The 17,947-nt window shown below is 55.2% G+C and carries 18 protein-coding genes; 8 read left to right on the plus strand and 10 right to left on the minus strand.

Translation table 11 applies throughout. The features are described 5' to 3' along the window. Positions 1-138: 138 nt before the first annotated feature. The 5 genes from LRM19_RS05795 to LRM19_RS05815 form a co-directional block, all read right to left on the minus strand. The gene (locus LRM19_RS05795) at positions 139-708 is read right to left on the minus strand and encodes a hypothetical protein (protein ID WP_249577030.1); all 570 of its coding nucleotides are present in this window, start codon (positions 706-708) and stop codon (positions 139-141) included. Positions 709-863: 155 nt separating this feature from the next. Then, positions 864-1,478: a Tat proofreading chaperone DmsD gene (gene dmsD / locus LRM19_RS05800; protein ID WP_271367784.1), complete on the minus strand. Its 615-nt coding sequence runs from the start codon at positions 1,476-1,478 to the stop codon at positions 864-866. A 93-nt stretch (positions 1,479-1,571) separates the two neighbouring features. Beyond that, positions 1,572-4,010, minus strand: a complete 2,439-nt coding sequence (gene ynfE, locus LRM19_RS05805; protein ID WP_271367785.1) for a selenate/tellurate reductase subunit YnfE — start codon at positions 4,008-4,010, stop codon at positions 1,572-1,574. A 131-nt stretch (positions 4,011-4,141) separates the two neighbouring features. Continuing rightward, entirely contained in the window at positions 4,142-4,411 is a 270-nt protein-coding gene (locus LRM19_RS05810; protein WP_021241220.1) for a DUF1161 domain-containing protein, read from the minus strand. 131 nt (positions 4,412-4,542) lie between these two features. After that, a complete protein-coding gene (locus LRM19_RS05815; protein WP_249577034.1) occupies positions 4,543-5,331 on the minus strand; it encodes a hypothetical protein in 789 nt (262 codons plus the stop codon). A gap of 63 nt (positions 5,332-5,394) precedes the next feature. Here LRM19_RS05815 and LRM19_RS05820 point away from each other — a divergent pair, with 63 nt between their 5' ends. Beyond that, a complete protein-coding gene (locus LRM19_RS05820) occupies positions 5,395-6,105 on the plus strand; it encodes a YnfC family lipoprotein (RefSeq protein ID WP_271367786.1) in 711 nt (236 codons plus the stop codon). A gap of 17 nt (positions 6,106-6,122) precedes the next feature. Here LRM19_RS05820 and speG read toward each other — a convergent pair whose 3' ends face one another. After that, positions 6,123-6,683 carry a spermidine N1-acetyltransferase gene (speG, locus tag LRM19_RS05825; protein ID WP_048030664.1) on the minus strand — a complete coding sequence of 187 codons (561 nt, stop codon included), beginning with the start codon at positions 6,681-6,683 and terminating at the stop codon, positions 6,123-6,125. Next, a complete protein-coding gene (locus LRM19_RS05830; RefSeq protein ID WP_008502414.1) occupies positions 6,683-7,021 on the minus strand; it encodes a DUF1283 family protein in 339 nt (112 codons plus the stop codon). Before LRM19_RS05830 ends, speG begins: the two co-directional genes overlap by 1 nt. Before the next feature lie 152 nt (positions 7,022-7,173). On the opposite strand from LRM19_RS05830, the gene LRM19_RS05835 reads away from it, so the two are divergent. The 5 genes from LRM19_RS05835 to LRM19_RS05855 all read left to right on the plus strand — a co-directional run bounded on the left by LRM19_RS05835 (position 7,174) and on the right by LRM19_RS05855 (position 12,984). Continuing rightward, positions 7,174-7,500 (plus strand): YnfA family protein, encoded by a 327-nt coding sequence (locus LRM19_RS05835; RefSeq protein ID WP_111965753.1) that lies wholly within the window; start codon positions 7,174-7,176, stop codon positions 7,498-7,500. Positions 7,501-7,611: 111 nt separating this feature from the next. Then, a complete protein-coding gene (manD, locus tag LRM19_RS05840; RefSeq protein WP_271367787.1) occupies positions 7,612-8,826 on the plus strand; it encodes a D-mannonate dehydratase ManD in 1,215 nt (404 codons plus the stop codon). Between the two features lie 14 nt (positions 8,827-8,840). Continuing rightward, positions 8,841-9,860, plus strand: coding sequence for a Zn-dependent oxidoreductase (locus LRM19_RS05845; RefSeq protein WP_271367788.1), 1,020 nt, complete (start codon positions 8,841-8,843; stop codon positions 9,858-9,860). Positions 9,861-9,932: 72 nt separating this feature from the next. Continuing rightward, positions 9,933-11,300, plus strand: a complete 1,368-nt coding sequence (locus LRM19_RS05850) for an MFS transporter (RefSeq protein ID WP_271367789.1) — start codon at positions 9,933-9,935, stop codon at positions 11,298-11,300. 220 nt (positions 11,301-11,520) lie between these two features. After that, positions 11,521-12,984: a mannitol dehydrogenase family protein gene (locus LRM19_RS05855; protein ID WP_271367790.1), complete on the plus strand. Its 1,464-nt coding sequence runs from the start codon at positions 11,521-11,523 to the stop codon at positions 12,982-12,984. A gap of 43 nt (positions 12,985-13,027) precedes the next feature. Here LRM19_RS05855 and ydfZ read toward each other — a convergent pair whose 3' ends face one another. Beyond that, the gene (ydfZ, locus tag LRM19_RS05860) at positions 13,028-13,231 is read right to left on the minus strand and encodes a putative selenium delivery protein YdfZ (RefSeq protein WP_014883679.1); all 204 of its coding nucleotides are present in this window, start codon (positions 13,229-13,231) and stop codon (positions 13,028-13,030) included. Positions 13,232-13,518: 287 nt separating this feature from the next. Between ydfZ and LRM19_RS05865 the strand changes: the two genes are divergently transcribed. Beyond that, positions 13,519-13,950: a universal stress protein gene (locus LRM19_RS05865; RefSeq protein ID WP_111965759.1), complete on the plus strand. Its 432-nt coding sequence runs from the start codon at positions 13,519-13,521 to the stop codon at positions 13,948-13,950. A 33-nt stretch (positions 13,951-13,983) separates the two neighbouring features. Here LRM19_RS05865 and LRM19_RS05870 read toward each other — a convergent pair whose 3' ends face one another. Both LRM19_RS05870 and ydfG read right to left on the minus strand, forming a co-directional pair. Next, on the minus strand, positions 13,984-14,670 hold the full coding sequence (locus tag LRM19_RS05870; RefSeq protein ID WP_014883681.1) for a GntR family transcriptional regulator: 687 nt from the start codon (positions 14,668-14,670) through the stop codon (positions 13,984-13,986). 91 nt (positions 14,671-14,761) lie between these two features. Then, positions 14,762-15,508 carry a bifunctional NADP-dependent 3-hydroxy acid dehydrogenase/3-hydroxypropionate dehydrogenase YdfG gene (gene ydfG, locus LRM19_RS05875; protein ID WP_023292548.1) on the minus strand — a complete coding sequence of 249 codons (747 nt, stop codon included), beginning with the start codon at positions 15,506-15,508 and terminating at the stop codon, positions 14,762-14,764. Between the two features lie 142 nt (positions 15,509-15,650). Here ydfG and dcp point away from each other — a divergent pair, with 142 nt between their 5' ends. After that, entirely contained in the window at positions 15,651-17,684 is a 2,034-nt protein-coding gene (dcp, locus tag LRM19_RS05880) for a peptidyl-dipeptidase Dcp (protein ID WP_271367791.1), read from the plus strand. Positions 17,685-17,947 lie beyond the last annotated feature (263 nt).

A 17,947-nucleotide genomic window follows, 5' to 3' on the forward strand; every position in this document is an offset into this window, starting at 1 on the left:
GGTCCTGCCCATAGCCGGTTTCTCCGCTGTGAATGCGCAATCTGTGGTGCGAAGTATCTGGCTGGCGGCTACAAGCAAGGAGCGGACCTCGAGCGCCACCATTCATTTTCACCGGGACAAAAATAGATAGGGTCGTGCCTACAAATAAATAAACTCATAATTCACAATGTAACTTCCAATATTATTAACGCGGGCCGTTACCCACACTCCAGTCATTCCCTGCTTACGGTGGCTGTGCAGATACTCTTTGTTTGTACAGAGCTGAACCCATCTGTTGGTGTTCTGATCTTTTAACCAGAGACCCGCTTCACAATGGCTATACTTACCTCTCGAAGGACCCGGAAAGACAACCTCATATTCAGATTCATAGCCAATTATTTTGTCCGGGAAGAGATAGACATAAATATCATAACAATTTAAGCTCAATACAAACCCAAGGCAAAAGCCGCTAAAAAAAGCATTGGCAAAATATTCAAATGTTTTGTTGAAAGTGCGCAGATAAAAAGCGCGCATAACAAAAATTATTCCAGTCAAAACGCCAAAAGAAATATATGTTATCCATTCAGGAACGGATTTTTTTAATATTGTATTATGGGAGATGCCAGATGCCCATGACATATACCAGAGCCACCCACCTAAAACGATCAATATCACGGCTGTAACAAGTAATTTCTTACGCTTGTCTTCGAAGGAATAATTTTTATTCATGGTTTTGTTTTTATGTATCAAACGAAAGTGTTGACCTTACCAGGAAAAGCTATTTTATATTATTAAATTCAATATGCCTCCTGTTTCGAGTTAAATTTTTTAAGTCTCCTCTTTTGACCGTAGCTTGCCCGCCATCCTCGAGCAAGCCACACTCCTTATCGATACAGCGTCTTTTCCGCAACCGGAATAAGCAGCCTCGATCGCCAGTCCGCGAGCGTCAACTGCGCAAGCCTGCCCAGCGCGGTATAAAACGGATGCCCGGCGTTGTCGACAAGCACGGACAGGAAGCGGGTGCTCCACGGCAGCAGGTGCCACGCCAGAAGCCGATCGCACTCAGCATCGCGACCATTCTCGGCAAGCCACGCTGCCAGCAGCAGCAATGTCCCAAAGTGGTCTTCCGGTTCGTTCTGCTGCATCTCAAACGCGATATTATTCTCCCGCATCCACTGACGCAGGGCGAGGGTCGAGTCGCCGAACAGCACGGATTCGCGGTCGAGCCAGACGGAGCCCCACGGCGGAGCGGGCAGGGCGTAAGGGCCAATAAACAGCCGTTGCCACGCGTCCGTCAGCGGCTCGTCGGCAGGCGAGGCAAAGGATTCGGCAATGGGCTGCAGCGTTTCCGGCGGCAGAGGCCAGTCCTGAACCCAGTCGCCCGCGGTTAGGGCCTGGACCAGCGGAGCAGCCTGCTCGCTGTCGGGTGCAAAATAAAACAGCGCGCCCAGTACGCGGGCGCTAAACGCGAACGATTCACGCTGTGAGACGTCTTTCATTACATCTTCCTTGCTCGCGCGGATTTCGCCCGCGCGACTGTGTTAAACCAATTTATAGACCATAGAATAAATAACGGTCATGCGCTTCACTTTCTAGACCTTCTCGATCTGCACCAGATTGGTGTGCTGCGGGTTGCCTTTTGCCAGCGGCGACGGGCGGTGCGTGGTCAGCGTGTTGATGCATGAGCCGTGGTCGATACGATCGCCGTTCATGTTGGCGTCGTGCCAGGCACCCTGGCCCATGGCGCTCACGCCGGGCATGATGCGCGGCGTGACTTTCGCTTCAATTCTCACCTCACCGCGATCGTTAAAGACGCGCACCGTATCCCCGTTCTTAATACCGCGTTTTTCGGCATCAACAGTATTAAGCCAGACCTCCTGGCGGCAGGCTGCTTTAAGCACGTCGACGTTACCGTAGCTTGAGTGGGTACGGGCTTTGAAGTGGAAGCCAAACAGCTGCAGCGGGAACCGCGCGCGCTCGGGCGCATCCCAGCCGTCAAAGGTCGAGGCATAGACGGGCAGAGGGCTGATGGTCTCATCTTTTTCAAGCTCCCAGGTGGCCGCAATCTCCGCCAGCTTGCTGGAGTAAATCTCAATCTTGCCCGAAGGCGTTTTCAGCGGATTGGCATCCGGGTTTTCGCGGAACTTTTTATAGGCCACAAAATGTCCGTTCGGATCTTTACGCTTGTAAATGCCCATTTTTTTCAGCTCGTCATAGGACGGCAGCTGAGGGTCTTTTTCGAGCATTTTGGCATACAGATACTGCAGCCACTGCTCCTGCGTGCGTCCTTCGGTAAATTTCTGATGGATATCCGGCCCGAGGCGTTTCGCCACTTCGCTCATGATCCAGTAGATGGGCTTGCGCTCAAACTTCGGCGCAGTCACGGGCTGGAGGAAAATCAGGTAGCCCATATTGCCCGCATAATCGTTAGGAATGATGTCTTCCTGCTCGACGGTCATCAGGTCCGGCAAGATGATATCGGCGTATTTAGCTGACGACGTCATGAAGTTATCGATGACCACAATCATTTCGCACTTGCTTTCATCCTGCAGGATATCGTGGGTTTTATTGATATCGGAGTGCTGGTTGATGATGGTATTGCCCGCGTAGTTCCAGATGAACTTAATCGGCACGTCCAGCTTATCCTTTCCGCGTACGCCGTCGCGCAGGGCGGTCATTTCCGGCCCGCGGGCGATGGCGTCCGTCCAGCTGAAGCAGGAGATTTGCGTTTTGACCGGGTTATCCGGCAGCGGCATACGTTCGATGGTGATGGTGTAAGTGGACTCACGCGCGCCGCTGTTCCCGCCGTTGATCCCCACGTTTCCGGTGAGGATCGGCAGCATGGCGATGGCGCGGGAGGTCAGCTCGCCGTTTGCCTGGCGCTGTGGTCCCCAGCCCTGACAGATGTAGGCCGGTTTCACGGAGCCGATTTCGCGGGCAAGCTTAACGATGCGATCGGCGGGAATACCGGTGATGCGGGAGGCCCACTCCGGCGTCTTCGCCGTGTGGTCATCGCCCTGGCCGAGAATATACGCTTTGTAGTGACCGTTAGCGGGCGCGCCTTCCGGCAGCGTTTTTTCGTCATAGCCGACGCAGTATTTGTCGAGGAACGGCTGGTCGACCAGGTTTTCGTCGATTAACACCCAGGCAATACCCGCCACCAGCGCGGCATCGGTACCCGGACGGATCGGGATCCACTCATCTTCACGTCCGGCTGCCGTGTCGGTATAGCGCGGGTCGATAACAATCATGCGCGCGTTGGACCGCTCGCGAGCCTGTTCCAGATAGTACGTAATCCCGCCGCCGCTCATGCGCGTTTCTGCCGGGTTATTGCCGAACATGACCACCAGTTTGGTGTTTTCGATGTCCGAGGTGCTGTTGCCGTCGTTACTGCCGTAGGTGTAGGGCATCGCGCAGGCAATTTGCGCCGTGCTATAGGTGCCGTAGTGGCTCAGGAAACCGCCGTAGCAGTTCATCAGGCGCGCCACCAGCGAAGCGTAAGGGGAAGAGCGGGTGATATTGCCGCCGACAATTCCGGAAGAGTAGTTGATATACACCGCTTCGTTGCCGTATTTGGCCACCACGTCTTTCAGGCTGGCGGTGATAGTGTCGAGCGCTTCATCCCACGTGATGCGTTCAAACCTGCCTTCGCCGCGTTTGCCCACGCGCTTCATCGGGTAGTTCAGACGGTCAGGGTGATTGATGCGGCGGCGGATTGAACGTCCGCGCAGGCAGGCACGCACCTGGTGATCGCCATATACATCCTCGCCGGTGTTGTCCGTTTCGACCCAGTACACTTCGTTGTCGCGCACGTGCAGACGCAGCGCACAGCGGCTGCCGCAGTTGACAGAGCAGGCGCCCCACACGACGGTATCTTCAGGGGGCTGGACGGCGCCCTTCACCGCGGCTGCAGCGCTTTTAAGACCAAATGGAAGCGAGATCCCACCAGCGGCAAGCGCCAGAGAACCTATCGCCGTAGATTTCACGAGAGTTCGACGGCTAATTCCGCCGTGATGTTCAGCATCGGACATGGCTCACCCCATCATTATAATTGCGTATTATTTTTCCCGAAATGATATCCGGGCTAATGATGGGGTGAGTGTCACTAATTTGGGGAGACTAAATATTAATCCTTATCAAATCAAAGTGGATTGAAGCTCAATTACTGAGGTTCAGCTGCCGCACCGCTGCCTGTGCGGGTGTACAAAATCTTAAACGTGTCGTTAGCGCAGTGGCCTACGACCTGCGTGCCCGGCTGGTCGGCCTGGTCGTTCGGCACGATGTTCAGCGTAAAACCTGACTCAGGCACGCCGTTGTTGACGATCTTCTGCTGAATGTCGCTTTTCACGCGCTCGCAGGAATCCGGTGCCGCCAGCGCGGCCGTCGAGGCACTCATTAACAGCAGGGCGGTAATCCAGGGTAACCGTTTCATCTGTAGCTCCTTTTCTCTGTGTGTTGAGTTAGTGTAGCAGGGGAGGCGTAAGTCTATGTTTTTATCTGTAATTTTCTGATTAATCTTAATGCTGTTACGCGTAGCTGGCTCCCCCGCGCGGCGAGCCGCTATCATTTAATCGAACGAGAATGCTCTGGTGAGACATTCTCAAATATTTCATCAAAAAAACGATGAAACGCATTAAAGCACTCAGCAATCATCTGGCTGGCTTTATTTCTTTCCTCTTCCGTTAAATTCAGGGTATCTACAATCTCATCCTCGCTCCCCATTGAATGTCCAGTCTCATGACTCAAATGTAAATGACCGCAGTATTCCAGCTGTTTATCCGTGCCCTTTGTTATGGAGGCCAACGTATCAAATGTCGCATTGCCGGTTGCCTCCATGACTTCAATTACGATTAAACGCATTTTGGCGCTTTGATTGTGAAGGGCCTGAATTAAATGGTAAGTCAGCTTTCGGCTGTTAATCAGGTTATCAGCCCACAGAAAGCTCAGGTGTTCTGTGAGGCTAGCGGCGGAATTTTGCCCGCTGGTCTGCAGATCGTTTAGAAACCAGGGCCAGTGTTCGGCATCCTCCCTGGCATGGGTATTCACTGCCCGTTCCAGCGCATTGGCGGGCGTCGCAAACGGCAAAATATATTTATTAATATCGGCAAAGCTCATGACAAAATGTGAAATATAGGGTAAAAACCTCAGTCGCTCATCAAGCGATAATGCATCGTCATTGAGATAATTAAATAACGGATGATTCAGGAAGTTCGTTTTGTGATATTCAATCTCTTTTGAAATGCCCGTCATAATATATCCTTTAGCGTTGACCGTTCCCCATAAAATATAGCCTGGTTTCCCGTCTGCGTGGGCGAGACCGGTTTTCTCCGCGTTCAGATGATTCGTTTTCACTATCGCGTAAGCCGCTGTATTTGCTAATATGATTGGGAATAATCTACCTGTACGGAAATGAATGTGAAGATATACGCAGCGATAACGCTACTGGCAGCAACACTGGTGGGGTGCGACAACAGCTCCGCGCCGCTGTCGTTTACGCCCGAGATGGCGAGTTTTTCAAACGAGTTTGATTTTGACCCGCTGCGCGGCCCGGTCAAAGACTTTACCCAGACGCTGTTCAACGAGAAGGGCGAAGTGTCCAAACGGGTCACCGGCACCGTCTCGTCGGAAGGGTGTTTCGATACGCTGGAGCTGCACGACCTGGAGGCCAACACCGGCGTGGCGTTGGTGCTGGATGCCAATTACTATCTTGATGCTGAAACCCAGCAGCGCAAAGTGAAGCTGCAGGGTAAATGCCAGCTGGCCGAACTGCCGTCAGCCGGGATAACGTGGGATACCGACGACAACGGTTTTGTGGTGGCGGCGCACGGCAAAGAGATGGAAGTGAAGTATCGCTACGACGCGGATGGCTACCCGCTGGGCAAAACCACCGTCTCCGGGGATCAGCACCTGTCCGTACAGTCGACGCCGTCTAAAGACGTTCGCAAAAGAATGGATTACTCGGCAGTGAGCATGTTGAACGACAAGCCGCTGGGCAACGTGAAGCAGAGCTGCGATTACGACCGCCACAATAACCCGGTGAGCTGCGATCTGACGATCACGGACGACAGCGTCAAACCCGCCGTTGAGCGCAAGTACACCATCAAAAATACGATTGAATACTACTGAGAATAAAACCGCGCAGGTTACTGCGCGGTCGGTTTCAGCAGGCTGGCGCCAGACGGTTTATGTCCGGCCAGGTGCTGATGCTGGAAAATGCACATGCGAATGGTATTGCGGTATTCACCGTTAATAAAGAATTCGTGAATCAGCTCGCCTTCCACCATAAAGCCCAGCTTGCGATAGATATGGATCGCTTTCTCGTTCTCTTTATCCACAATCAGGTAAAGCTTGTAGAGATTCAGAACGTTGAATCCGTAATCCATTGCCAGCTTAGCCGCCCGTGACGCAAGGCCTTTTCCCTGATGCTCAGGGGAAATGATGATCTGGAACTCCGCCCGACGGTGAACGTGGTTGATCTCAACCAGCTCCACCAGCCCGGCTTTTTCACCTTCACACTCCACTACAAAACGACGTTCACTCTGATCGTGAATGTGTTTATCGTAGAGATCGGACAGCTCGACAAACGCCTCGTAAGGCTCTTCGAACCAGTAGCGCATCACGCTGGCATTGTTGTCGAGCTGGTGCACAAAGCGCAGGTCTTCACGCTCCAGCGGACGGAGTTTGACGTCGCAGGACACCGACATTACGGGGCTACCGTGCGGCCAGTGCGGCGATCCAGGCAGCGCAGGGTGTTTGGCTCCCAGTATGCATTGACGTTTGCACTTTGCTGACACTTATCGCGTGCGTCAAAAGCAACATCTTCTTTGTCCCACTCTTTTTCGGCACGTTTGTTGACCTTCTGGCGAAGGCTACGGGTGTCATTCCATTGTTCTTTGTCCATAGCGGCGTTCTGGCGGCTTTGCGCGCTGTCACCAGACTCAATAATGAGCTTGCTGGTTTCCGCTGTCGCAGAGGCGGCAAAGGCGAACGATGACAGCGCCAGCAGGGCTGTCAGACAAAGGCGTTTGCTTAATGTGGTCATAGCGTTTCCTTTTAAATGGGTGCAGGTAATCAGGTTACCCCGTACAGATTCTACACTAATGCGAAATGACGGCATACCCGCGGGGCAAGTATGGAAAAGTAAAGGGCATCATCAGGTATGATGGTTAAATAAATCCTCACCTGACGTGAAATATGCTTAAAACGACGCTGCTTTTTTTTGCCACCGCGCTATGCGAAATCATCGGCTGCTTCCTGCCCTGGCTCTGGCTGAAAAAGGGGGGAAGCGCACTGCTGCTGATCCCGGCGGGCGTCGCGCTTGCCCTGTTTGTCTGGCTGTTAACGCTGCATCCGGCGGCCAGTGGTCGCGTTTACGCGGCTTACGGTGGTGTTTATGTGTGTACAGCGCTGCTGTGGTTGCGCGTCGTGGACGGCGTCAAACTCAGCGCATACGACTGGGCCGGGGCGCTGATTGCCCTGTGCGGTATGCTGATTATTGTGGTGGGATGGGGGCGCGCCTGAGCCCCCGGTTTTTGTGACCGTTAGCTGATTTTATGATCTTTATACTTGTATGGTAGTAGTGTGGTTGCGTAAATTTCCCGCATCACAACGAGCGATGTAAGGAAAAGAATTATGAAGATTGTCGCGGCTGACGTGTTTGTTACCTGCCCGGGGCGGAACTTTGTCACCCTTAAAATCACCACCGATGAGGGGATTGTCGGTCTCGGTGACGCTACGCTAAACGGGCGCGAGCTCTCCGTGGCCTCATACCTGAAGGATCACCTTTGCCCGCAGCTGATTGGCCGCGATGCGCACCGCATCGAAGACCTCTGGCAGTTTTTCTATAAAGGCGCCTACTGGCGTCGCGGTCCGGTTACCATGTCGGCCATCTCCGCCGTGGATATGGCGCTGTGGGATATCAAAGCCAAAGCGGCCAACATGCCGCTATACCAGCTGCTGGGCGGCGCCTCCCGGGAAGGGGTGATGGTCTATTGCCATACCACCGGCCACACCATTGACGACGTGCTGGAAGATTACGCCCGCCATAAAGAGATTGGCTTTAAGGCGATCCGCGTGCAGTGCGGCGTGCCGGGCATGAAAACCACCTACGGCATGGCCAAAGGGAAGGGGCTGGCCTATGAGCCTGCGACCAAAGGCGACTGGCCGGAAGAGCAGCTCTGGTCCACCGAAAAATACCTCGATTTCACGCCGAAGCTGTTCGACGCGGTGCGCAGTAAATTCGGCTTCAATGAGCATCTTCTGCATGACATGCACCACCGCCTGACGCCCATCGAAGCGGCGCGCTTCGGCAAGAGCATCGAGGAATTCCGCATGTTCTGGATGGAAGACCCAACGCCTGCGGAAAACCAGGCCTGCTTCCGCCTGATCCGCCAGCATACCGTCACGCCGATTGCCGTGGGGGAAGTGTTTAACAGCATCTGGGACTGCAAGCAGCTCATCGAAGAGCAGCTCATCGACTACATCCGCACCACCATTACCCACGCGGGCGGGATCACCGGGATGCGTCGCATCGCGGACTTCGCCTCGCTCTACCAGGTGCGCACTGGCTCGCACGGCCCGTCGGATCTCTCGCCTGTATGCCACGCCGCCGCGCTGCATTTCGACCTGTGGGTGCCGAACTTTGGCGTGCAGGAATATATGGGCTACTCCGAACAGATGCTGGAAGTCTTCCCGCACAGCTGGCGCTTTGATAACGGCTATATGCATCCGGGCGATAAGCCGGGGCTGGGCATTGAGTTTGATGAAAAGCTGGCGGCGAAATACCCCTACGATCCGGCCTATCTGCCGGTGGCCCGCCTTGAAGACGGCACGCTGTGGAACTGGTAAGCGAGGAGCAAACGATGAAAAGCGTAGTGATTCAGCAGCCAAACCAACTGGTGATTGAAGAGCGGCCGCGCCCGGAACCAGGCGCAGGCGAAGTCCGCGTGAAAATCACGCTGGCAGGTATCTGCGGGTCGGACAGTCACATCTATCGCGGCCATAATCCTTTTGCGAAATACCCACGCACGATCGGCCACGAGTTCTTTGGCGTGATTGACGCCACAGGCGAAGGGGTTGACGCTGCCCGCCTGGGCCAGCGCGTCTCGGTTGACCCGGTGATCAGCTGCGGGCACTGCTACCCGTGCTCGGTGGGAAAACCGAACGTCTGTACCTCGCTGGTGGTGCTGGGCGTTCACCGTGACGGCGGCTTCAGCGAATATGCGGCAGTACCTGCACAAAATGCCTGGCCCATTCCGGATGACATTCCTGATAAACACGCCGTTATGGTGGAGCCCTTCACCATCGCCGCCAACGTGACGGGGCAGGCCAGTCCCACCGGGCAGGACGTCGCGCTGATTTACGGCGCAGGCCCGATGGGGCTGGTCACCGTGCAGGCGCTGAAAGGCGTCTATCAGGTGAAGCAGGTTATCGTGGTTGACCGCATAGACGAGCGCCTGGCGATGGCCCGGCGTAGCGGCGCGGATTGGGTCTTTAATAACGGCGAGCAGTCGCTGCAGGCCGCGCTGGAGGAAAAAGGCATCAAACCGACGTTAATCATTGATGCTGCCTGCCATCCATCTATTTTGCAGGAAGCGATAACCCTGGCCTCGCCAGCGGCGCGCATCGTGCTGATGGGCTTTTCCAGCGAGCCGAGCCAGATTGTTCAGCAGGGCATCACCGGCAAAGAGCTGGCGATCTTCTCCTCACGCCTCAATGCCAATAAATTCCCGGTCGTCATCGACTGGCTGAAGAAGGGGCTGATCGACCCGGAAAAACTGATCACCCATACCTTTGACTATCACCATGTAACAGACGCCATCGAACTGTTTGAAAAAGACCAGTGGCAGTGCTGCAAGGTCTTACTGACGTTCGGTCAATAATCAAATACGCGGTTAAGAGCCTGCGCAGACAGGCTCTGGTGGTACGCATCTTACCTTTCAGAGATAGCCATTATGACGCAAGCACAACCTCAAAGAACCACCTCCGATCTGGTGAAAGCCGCCGTTTCCGGCTGGCTGGGCACCGCTCTGGAGTTTATGGACTTTCAGCTTTACTCGCTGGGGGCCGCCCTGGTCTTTCATGAGATCTTCTTCCCCGAACAGTCCGCCGCGATGGCGCTGATCCTGGCGATGGGGACCTACGGCGCAGGCTATATCGCACGCATTGTCGGCGCCTTTATCTTCGGCAGAATGGGCGACAGCATTGGCCGTAAGAAGGTGCTGTTCATCACCATCACCATGATGGGGATCTGCACCACGCTGATTGGCGTCCTGCCGACCTACGCGCAGATCGGGATTTTTGCCCCGGTTCTGCTGGTGACGCTGCGCATTATTCAGGGTCTGGGCGCCGGGGCTGAGATCTCCGGGGCCGGAACCATGCTGGCAGAGTACGCGCCGAAAGGAAAACGCGGCATCATCTCCTCGCTGGTGGCGATGGGCACGAACTGCGGGACGCTGAGCGCAACGGCGATCTGGGCGGTGATGTTCTTTGCTCTCGATCGTGAAGAGCTGCTCGCCTGGGGCTGGCGCGTGCCGTTCCTCGCCAGCGTCGTGGTAATGATCTTCGCCATCTGGCTGCGTATGAATCTCAAGGAGAGCCCGGTCTTTGAGAAAGTAAACGATGCACAAAGCGTGCAGCCGGATACCTCGCTGGGTTCGATGGTGAAAAGCAAATCCTTCTGGCTGGCGACCGGCCTGCGGTTTGGTCAGGCGGGTAATTCGGGTCTGATCCAGACGTTCCTTGCCGGGTATCTGGTCCAGACGCTGCTGTTCGATAAGGCCATCCCGACCGATGCGCTGATGGCAAGCTCCATTCTCGGGTTTATCTCCATCCCGCTGCTGGGCTGGCTTTCCGATAAAGTGGGGCGCCGTCTGCCGTATATTATCCTCAACATCTCCGCCATTCTGCTCGCCTACCCGATGCTGTCGATCATCGTCGATAAGAGCTATGCGCCGGGGACGATCATGCTCTCTATCATCGTTATCCATAACTTCGCCGTGCTGGGGCTGTTTGCTCTGGAAAATATCACTATGGCGGAGATGTTTGGCTCGCGAAATCGCTTTACGCGTATGGCCATCTCCAAAGAGGCGGGCGGTCTGGTGGCGGTGGGCTTTGGTCCGGTGCTGGCAGGGATCTTCTGCAATATGACAGGCTCCTGGTGGCCCATTGTTGCCATGCTGGTGGCCTATTCCGCGATTGGACTGGTCTCGGCGATCCTGATGCCGGAAGTGCGCGACCGTGATTTGAGCGCGGCGCATGACGCAGCCGAGTCTGCGCCAGAAGAGAGTGTGGGTTACGGCGCTGTCTCTTCGCGACGCTAGTGGTTTACAGCCTGCGCGACCTGTCACACAACTTTATTTTTATGTCACACCAGATGAGCAAAAGTTAATATATATCAAAAAATCAAACGGCAGTATCGGTATGGTTGATGGCAGTTCTCTTTTTACTCCACCTGCCATTCTAGTTGGTGTAGTCAGCAGGCGCTGCCGCTTCAGAAAGAGCGGCAGCGATCCACAGCTTTCTAATTAACGAGTCTTAATCATGGAAAACACGTTATTACAGGCCAACGCGACGCTGCCTCAGTACGATCGCGACAGCCTCAAACCACGCATTGTACATTTAGGCTTCGGCGCATTTCACCGGGCGCACCAGGCGGTGTACGCCGACATCCTTGCCGCTGAACACGGCAGCGACTGGGGCTATTGTGAAGTTAACCTGATTGGCGGCGAGCAGCAGATTGCCGATCTGAAGGCCCAGGATAATCTCTATACCGTGGCGGAGATGTCTGCCGATGCGTGGACCTCCCGCGTAGTTGGCGTAGTCAAAAAGGCGCTGCATGCACAGGTTGACGGGCTCGAGACGGTGCTGGCCGCGATGTGCGAACCGCAGGTGGCGATTGTGTCGCTGACCATCACCGAGAAAGGGTACTGCCATTCCCCGGCGACCGGGCAACTGATGCTCGATCATCCGTTTATCTTCGCAGACCTGCAAAACCCGCACCAGCCAAAATCCGCGCCGGGTGTCGTCGTGGAAGCGCTCGCGCGCCGTAAGGCGGCGGGTCTGCCGGCGTTTAGCGTGATGTCCTGCGACAACATGCCGGAGAACGGTCACGTGATGCGCAATGTCACCTGCGCGTACGCCCGAGCGGTAAACGGTGAACTGGCGGACTGGATTGAATCCCACGTCACCTTCCCGTCAACTATGGTGGATCGCATCGTGCCCGCGGTCACTCCCGATACGCTGGATAAAATCGAACGGCTGACCGGCGTGCGCGATCCGGCGGCGGTGGCCTGTGAACCGTTCCGCCAGTGGGTGATCGAAGATAACTTTGTGGCGGGTCGGCCTGCGTGGGAAAAAGCCGGAGCCGAGCTGGTGTCGGACGTGATCCCGTTTGAAGAGATGAAGCTGCGCATGCTCAACGGCAGCCACTCGTTCCTGGCGTACCTGGGCTATCTGGCGGGCTATCAGCATATCAACGACTGCATGGAAGATAAGAACTACCGCCGCGCCGCGCACGCGCTGATGCTCAACGAGCAGGCGCCCACGCTGAAGGTCAAAGGCGTCGATTTAGGACGTTATGCCGATCTCCTGATTGCCCGCTACAGCAACCCGGCCCTGCGCCATCGGACCTGGCAAATTGCGATGGACGGCAGCCAGAAGCTTCCGCAGCGCATGCTGGATTCCGTGCGCTGGCACCTGGTGCATCAGAAGCCTTTCCCGCTGCTTGCACTGGGCGTGGCAGGCTGGATGCGCTATGTCGGCGGCGTGGACGAGCAGGGCAACGTGATTGACGTAAGCGACCCGCAGCTGGCTGTGATTCAGGCGACGGTGAAGGGCAGTGCGGAAGGGGAAAGCCGGGTCAGGGCGCTGCTCGGCCTTGAAGCCATCTTTGGCAAGGAGTTACCGCGTGAAGCCGTCTTTGTTGACGCGGTGATGAAGGCCTACCTGACGCTGCTGCAAAAGGGAGCGAAAGCGACCGTGGAGCAGTACGTGTCTCAACGGTAATTCAGCACATGCCGCCGTGCGCGGCGGCATGTCCGCGCACCGTTTAGTGCATACCCAGGCGAATCAGCTCAATCGGTTCGAACTTACCTTCGCATCCTTCCACTTCAACCGTTTTGCTGCGGCGCACCTGCGCGGCATCCAGCCCGTCGCTGTGGATCGCTTTAATCACGCCAGTTTTGCCCGTGCCGCTAATCATGACGCGGCTGCCGGTGGTGATTGCATTGCGGTTACGGTCGTATGTCATCATGGTATTTTCTCCTCTCTAACCTGTTCGTTACGGCGTTATTTCAGGGTTGCCGTTCACGGAGCATATAAATACGCCTGTCTGCATCACATGTTTTTGTTTTTGATCAAACTCACACTTTTTTCTTTATTGTGCCGGGCGCTGACGGTTCACTACAGCAATTTACAAAGCAGACCGTTATTTTCATTAAATGATAGTTTCAGCAGGGAAGCGTTGAGGGTTGGTTTATATTCCTGATGCCATTCTGGGTACAGGAAATAACCCTTTCATCGGAATAAGGAGTCAGGCTTATGTATAAGAAGATTTTGATGCCTGTTGATGTGTTTGAAATGGATTTGAGCGACAAAGCGGTTCGCCACGCGGCAAACCTTGCGAAGGCGGAGGGCGCCTCGATTACCCTGGTCAATATTCTGCCGGCCAGCAGCCGATCCCTGCTGCGTGGATTTAACGCCGATATTAAAAAGTTCGAAGAGTATATGACGGAGGAATCCGGTAAAAAGATGAACGCGTTAAAAAGACTTTTCGATATTTCGCCGGAGAAAATTGACAGCCTGGTTCGCTTTGGCAACGTCCGCGATGAAATCATCAGGCTGAGCAAAGAAGGGGAATATGACGCGATCGTCATCGGGTCGAAAAATCCGGGCATCAGCACCCATCTGCTGGGGTCAAATGCGGAATCTATCCTGCGCTACGCCACTATTCCGGTGTTAGTCGTTCGCTAAACCCATCGCCGCGTCCGAAAGGGGCGGCGAATATTACTCTTCGCTAAACCACTCGCTATTTTCCTGACGAATCAGCTGCACGGATTCGCTAATTTCCTGCAGATGCAGCGTCATCGCTTTTTCCACGCCGTCCGGGTCGCGTTTTTCCAGCGCGCTGAAAATATCATGATGCTGTCGGAGCAGCATTTCCGGCGGGGAGACGTGATCGAGGCTCATATAACGCACGCGGTCGATGGTGGCCTTGATGTTTTCGATGGTGTCCCAGGCAAGCTGGCAATCCGCAATCTGCGCCAGTTTCTGGTGGAATTCATCATCAAGCTGGAAGAAATCATTCAGCTGCTTACGGTCAATCGCAATTCGCTGCTGATGCAGGTTTTGCTCCAGCAGATAACACTGGTTGTCGTTGATGAGCGTTGCGGCACGGCGCGCCACCGCGCACTCAATGGCCTGGCGAACAAAACAGCCGTTGCGCACCTGAGAGAGTGAAATTTTGTTCACGTAGCTGCCGCGCTGCGGGCGGATCTGAATCAGACCGTTTTCAGCAAGCTTAATAAACGCTTCACGCACCGGCTGACGGGAAACGTCAAAACGCACGGACACCTCTTTTTCAGAAAGCGGCGTTCCCGGAGGGATCAGGCAATGGACTATATCACGTCGCAAAATGCGATAGATTTGCTGGTTTACGGGCTGGGTGGGGTTGAGTTGCGATTCAGCGGCCATGAGTTGTCATTTCTCAGAGAGTTAGCCTGAACATACTACCATTCTTTTATAGACCGAAACAGACCCGGCCCGCAGGCCGGGAAGGGCTGATTTAGCCGCGATGGACGCTCAGTCCGGCAAAACTCTGGCTGACCGGCATCATTTCTACTGTATTGATGTTGACGTGTTTTGGCAGCGTCGCCACCCACCAGACCGTTTCGGTGACATCTTCCGGCGTCAGGGCGTTAGCGTTTTCGTAGGTTTTGTCTGCTTTCGCGTCATCGCCCTTGAAGCGCACGTTGGAAAACTCGGTGCCGCCCACGAGGCCCGGCTCGATGTCGGTGACGCGAATGGCGGTGCCGTGCAGATCGGTCCGCAGGTTAAGGCTGAACTGGCGCACAAACGCTTTCGTCGCGCCGTAGACGTTGCCGCCCGCATAAGGCCAGCTTCCGGCGGTGGAGCCGATATTGATAATGTGGCCGCGATTACGTTCAACCATGCCCGGCAGCACCGCGCGGGTCATATAGACCAGCCCTTTATTGTTGGTGTCGATCATGTTTTCCCAGTCTTCCACGCTGGCTTTATGGGCGGGCTCCATGCCCAGCGCCAGACCGGCATTGTTGACCAGCACGTCGATGGCGCGCCACTCGGCGGGCAGGTTAGCAATCATCTCTTCAATCGCCGCGCGGTTACGCACGTCCAGCTGCGCGGTCAGGATGCTGTCGCCTAATTCGTCCTTCAGCTCCTGCAGACGTTCCTGACGACGGCCGGTCGCAATAACCTTGTGCCCGTTGGCGACGAAGCGACGCGTGATGCTTTCACCAAAACCTGCCGTTGCCCCGGTAACTAAAATAATCATCTCACTGTTCCTCAACGCTTTTTGTGTTGTACTAACATAGCACGGCCGCAGAGGGTGCGTTAAGGCAACATTTGTATGACGGCGTTGCAGGGGATGGCGGCCTGGCCTACTCTGGGAGGATACCCGTACTCAGGAGCGAAAGATGACGGCCACGAATCCTTTTTTTGAAATCAGCCTGCTGCCTTACCAGGCACCCCATTTTGATAAGATCGACGACAGCCACTATCGTCCGGCCTTCGATGAAGCCCTTCGCCAGAAGCGGGCGGACATTAACGCTATTGTCTCTCAGGCCGCTGCGCCTGACTTCACGAACACCGTGCTGGCGCTGGAGAAAAGCGGCGCTTTGCTCGCGCGCGTCAGCAGCGTGTTCTTCGCCATGACTTCCGCGCACACCAATCCGTATTTACAGGAGCTGGAAGAACAGTTCTCCACCGAGCTTGCCGCGCTGGCAAACGATATCTGGCTGAATGACGTGCTGTTCGCCCGCGTGGAAAGCGTCTGGCAGGACCGTGCCGCGCTGGACGCCGAATCCCGTCGTCTGGTCGAGGAGACGTATCAGCGGTTTATTCTGGCCGGTGCGCGTCTGAATGAGACGGAAAAGGCCGAGCTGAAGGCACTGAATACCGAGGCTGCCTCCCTGACCAGCCAGTTTAACCAGCGCCTGCTGGCTGCCGATAAAACGGGTGGGCTGGTGGTGGATTACGCGCACCAGCTTGACGGGCTCAGCGCCGGTGAAATCGCGGACGCCGCGCAGGCTGCCGCGGAGCGAGGGCTGAACGATCGCTGGCTGATCCCGCTTCTGAACACCACTCAGCAGCCCGCGCTTTCCGCGCTGCGCAATCGTCAGACCCGCGAAAACCTTTTCAACGCAGGCTGGACGCGCACCCAGAAAGGGGATGAAAACGACACTCGCGAGCTGATCCTTCGTCTGACGGCGCTGCGCGCGCGGCAAGCCCGCCTGCTGGGCTTTGAGGATTACGCCAGCTGGAGCATCGCCGATCAGATGGCGAAAACCCCGGCCGCCGCGCTGGAATTTATGCGCGGCATTGTGCCTGCCGCGCGCGCCCGCGCGGAACGCGAGCAGGCCGACATTCAGAAAGTCATTGACGATGAGCAGGGCGATTTCACCGTCCAGGCCTGGGACTGGGCGTTTTATGCCGAGCGCGTACGACAGGCAAAATATGCCCTTGATGAGTCGCAGATCAGGCCCTACTTTGCGCTCAATACCGTGCTGCAGGATGGCGTATTCTGGGCCGCCAGCCAGCTGTTTGGCATTCGCTTCGTCGAGCGCTTTGATATCCCGGTGTATCATCCGGACGTCCGCGTATGGGAAATTTTCGACCACACCGGTGAGGGCATGGCGCTGTTTTACGGCGACTTTTTTGCCCGTGATTCCAAGCAGGGCGGGGCATGGATGGGGAATTTCGTCGAACAATCCTTCGAGTTTGCTTCTCGTCCGGTTATCTACAACGTCTGTAACTACCAAAAACCGACGAATGGCGGGATCGCGCTTCTCTCGTGGGATGACGTGATCACCCTGTTCCACGAGTTTGGCCATACGCTGCACGGTCTTTTTGCCAGCCAGCGTTTCGCCACGCTTTCCGGCACCAATACGCCGCGTGATTTTGTTGAGTTCCCGTCGCAAATCAACGAGCACTGGGCCAGCCATCCACAGGTGTTTACCCATTATGCGCGCCATTACGAAACCGGGGAGCCGATGCCGGACGCTCTGCGGGAAAGCATGCTCAACGCGACCCATTTCAACAAGGGGTATGACATGACGGAGTTGCTGGCTGCCGCGCTGCTGGACATGAACTGGCACGGCATCGGCGAGGCCGTTTCGGACGTTGAAGGCTTTGAAGCGGCAGCGTTGAAAAAAGAAGGGCTGGATCTGCCCGCCGTACCGCCGCGCTACCGCAGCAGCTATTTTGCCCATATTTTCGGCGGCGGGTACGCGGCGGGGTATTACGCCTACCTGTGGACGCAGATGCTGGCGGATGATGGCTATCAATGGTTTGTCGAGCAGGGCGGCTTAACTCGTGAAAACGGGCAAAAATTCCGCGAGGCGATTTTGTCTCGTGGTAACAGCACGGATCTGGCTGAACTTTATCGCAGCTGGCGCGGGCGCGATCCGAAGATTGAACCGATGCTGGAGAATCGCGGGTTGAGCGAATAGCGACAGTTTCGTCAGAAAAAAGAGCCGGGCTTTACGCCCGGTTTTTTAATTTCATCTTGCTGGTAAATGCTTTAGCAAAAAAGTTTTAACAGGCATTCTTTATAAATAAAAAATGTGAGATTAAAACTCGCTTCTACCGGTATATATAATTTTCCAAGTGTAGTCTGTAAGTGAGTGAATAATTAATACTTTGATCTGGATTGTAAAAATAAAAAATCTTTTAACTGCGAATTTTTAACTATAAATTTTTATTATTTTGTGCC

Source organism: Enterobacter sp. PI-10, from assembly GCF_027947695.1.
Classification (GTDB): Bacteria; Pseudomonadota; Gammaproteobacteria; order Enterobacterales; family Enterobacteriaceae; genus Enterobacter; species Enterobacter vonholyi.

Coding starts and splice junctions, on each gene's coding strand:
- LRM19_RS05795 (WP_249577030.1), bottom strand. CDS start 708: ATGAATAAAAATTATTCCTTCGAAGACAAGCGTAAGAAATTACTTGTT.
- dmsD (WP_271367784.1), bottom strand. CDS start 1,478: ATGAAAGACGTCTCACAGCGTGAATCGTTCGCGTTTAGCGCCCGCGTA.
- ynfE (WP_271367785.1), bottom strand. CDS start 4,010: ATGTCCGATGCTGAACATCACGGCGGAATTAGCCGTCGAACTCTCGTG.
- LRM19_RS05810 (WP_021241220.1), bottom strand. CDS start 4,411: ATGAAACGGTTACCCTGGATTACCGCCCTGCTGTTAATGAGTGCCTCG.
- speG (WP_048030664.1), bottom strand. CDS start 6,683: ATGTCGGTGTCCTGCGACGTCAAACTCCGTCCGCTGGAGCGTGAAGAC.
- LRM19_RS05830 (WP_008502414.1), bottom strand. CDS start 7,021: ATGACCACATTAAGCAAACGCCTTTGTCTGACAGCCCTGCTGGCGCTG.
- LRM19_RS05835 (WP_111965753.1), top strand. CDS start 7,174: ATGCTTAAAACGACGCTGCTTTTTTTTGCCACCGCGCTATGCGAAATC.
- manD (WP_271367787.1), top strand. CDS start 7,612: ATGAAGATTGTCGCGGCTGACGTGTTTGTTACCTGCCCGGGGCGGAAC.
- LRM19_RS05845 (WP_271367788.1), top strand. CDS start 8,841: ATGAAAAGCGTAGTGATTCAGCAGCCAAACCAACTGGTGATTGAAGAG.
- LRM19_RS05850 (WP_271367789.1), top strand. CDS start 9,933: ATGACGCAAGCACAACCTCAAAGAACCACCTCCGATCTGGTGAAAGCC.
- LRM19_RS05855 (WP_271367790.1), top strand. CDS start 11,521: ATGGAAAACACGTTATTACAGGCCAACGCGACGCTGCCTCAGTACGAT.
- ydfZ (WP_014883679.1), bottom strand. CDS start 13,231: ATGATGACATACGACCGTAACCGCAATGCAATCACCACCGGCAGCCGC.
- LRM19_RS05865 (WP_111965759.1), top strand. CDS start 13,519: ATGTATAAGAAGATTTTGATGCCTGTTGATGTGTTTGAAATGGATTTG.
- LRM19_RS05870 (WP_014883681.1), bottom strand. CDS start 14,670: ATGGCCGCTGAATCGCAACTCAACCCCACCCAGCCCGTAAACCAGCAA.
- ydfG (WP_023292548.1), bottom strand. CDS start 15,508: ATGATTATTTTAGTTACCGGGGCAACGGCAGGTTTTGGTGAAAGCATC.
- dcp (WP_271367791.1), top strand. CDS start 15,651: ATGACGGCCACGAATCCTTTTTTTGAAATCAGCCTGCTGCCTTACCAG.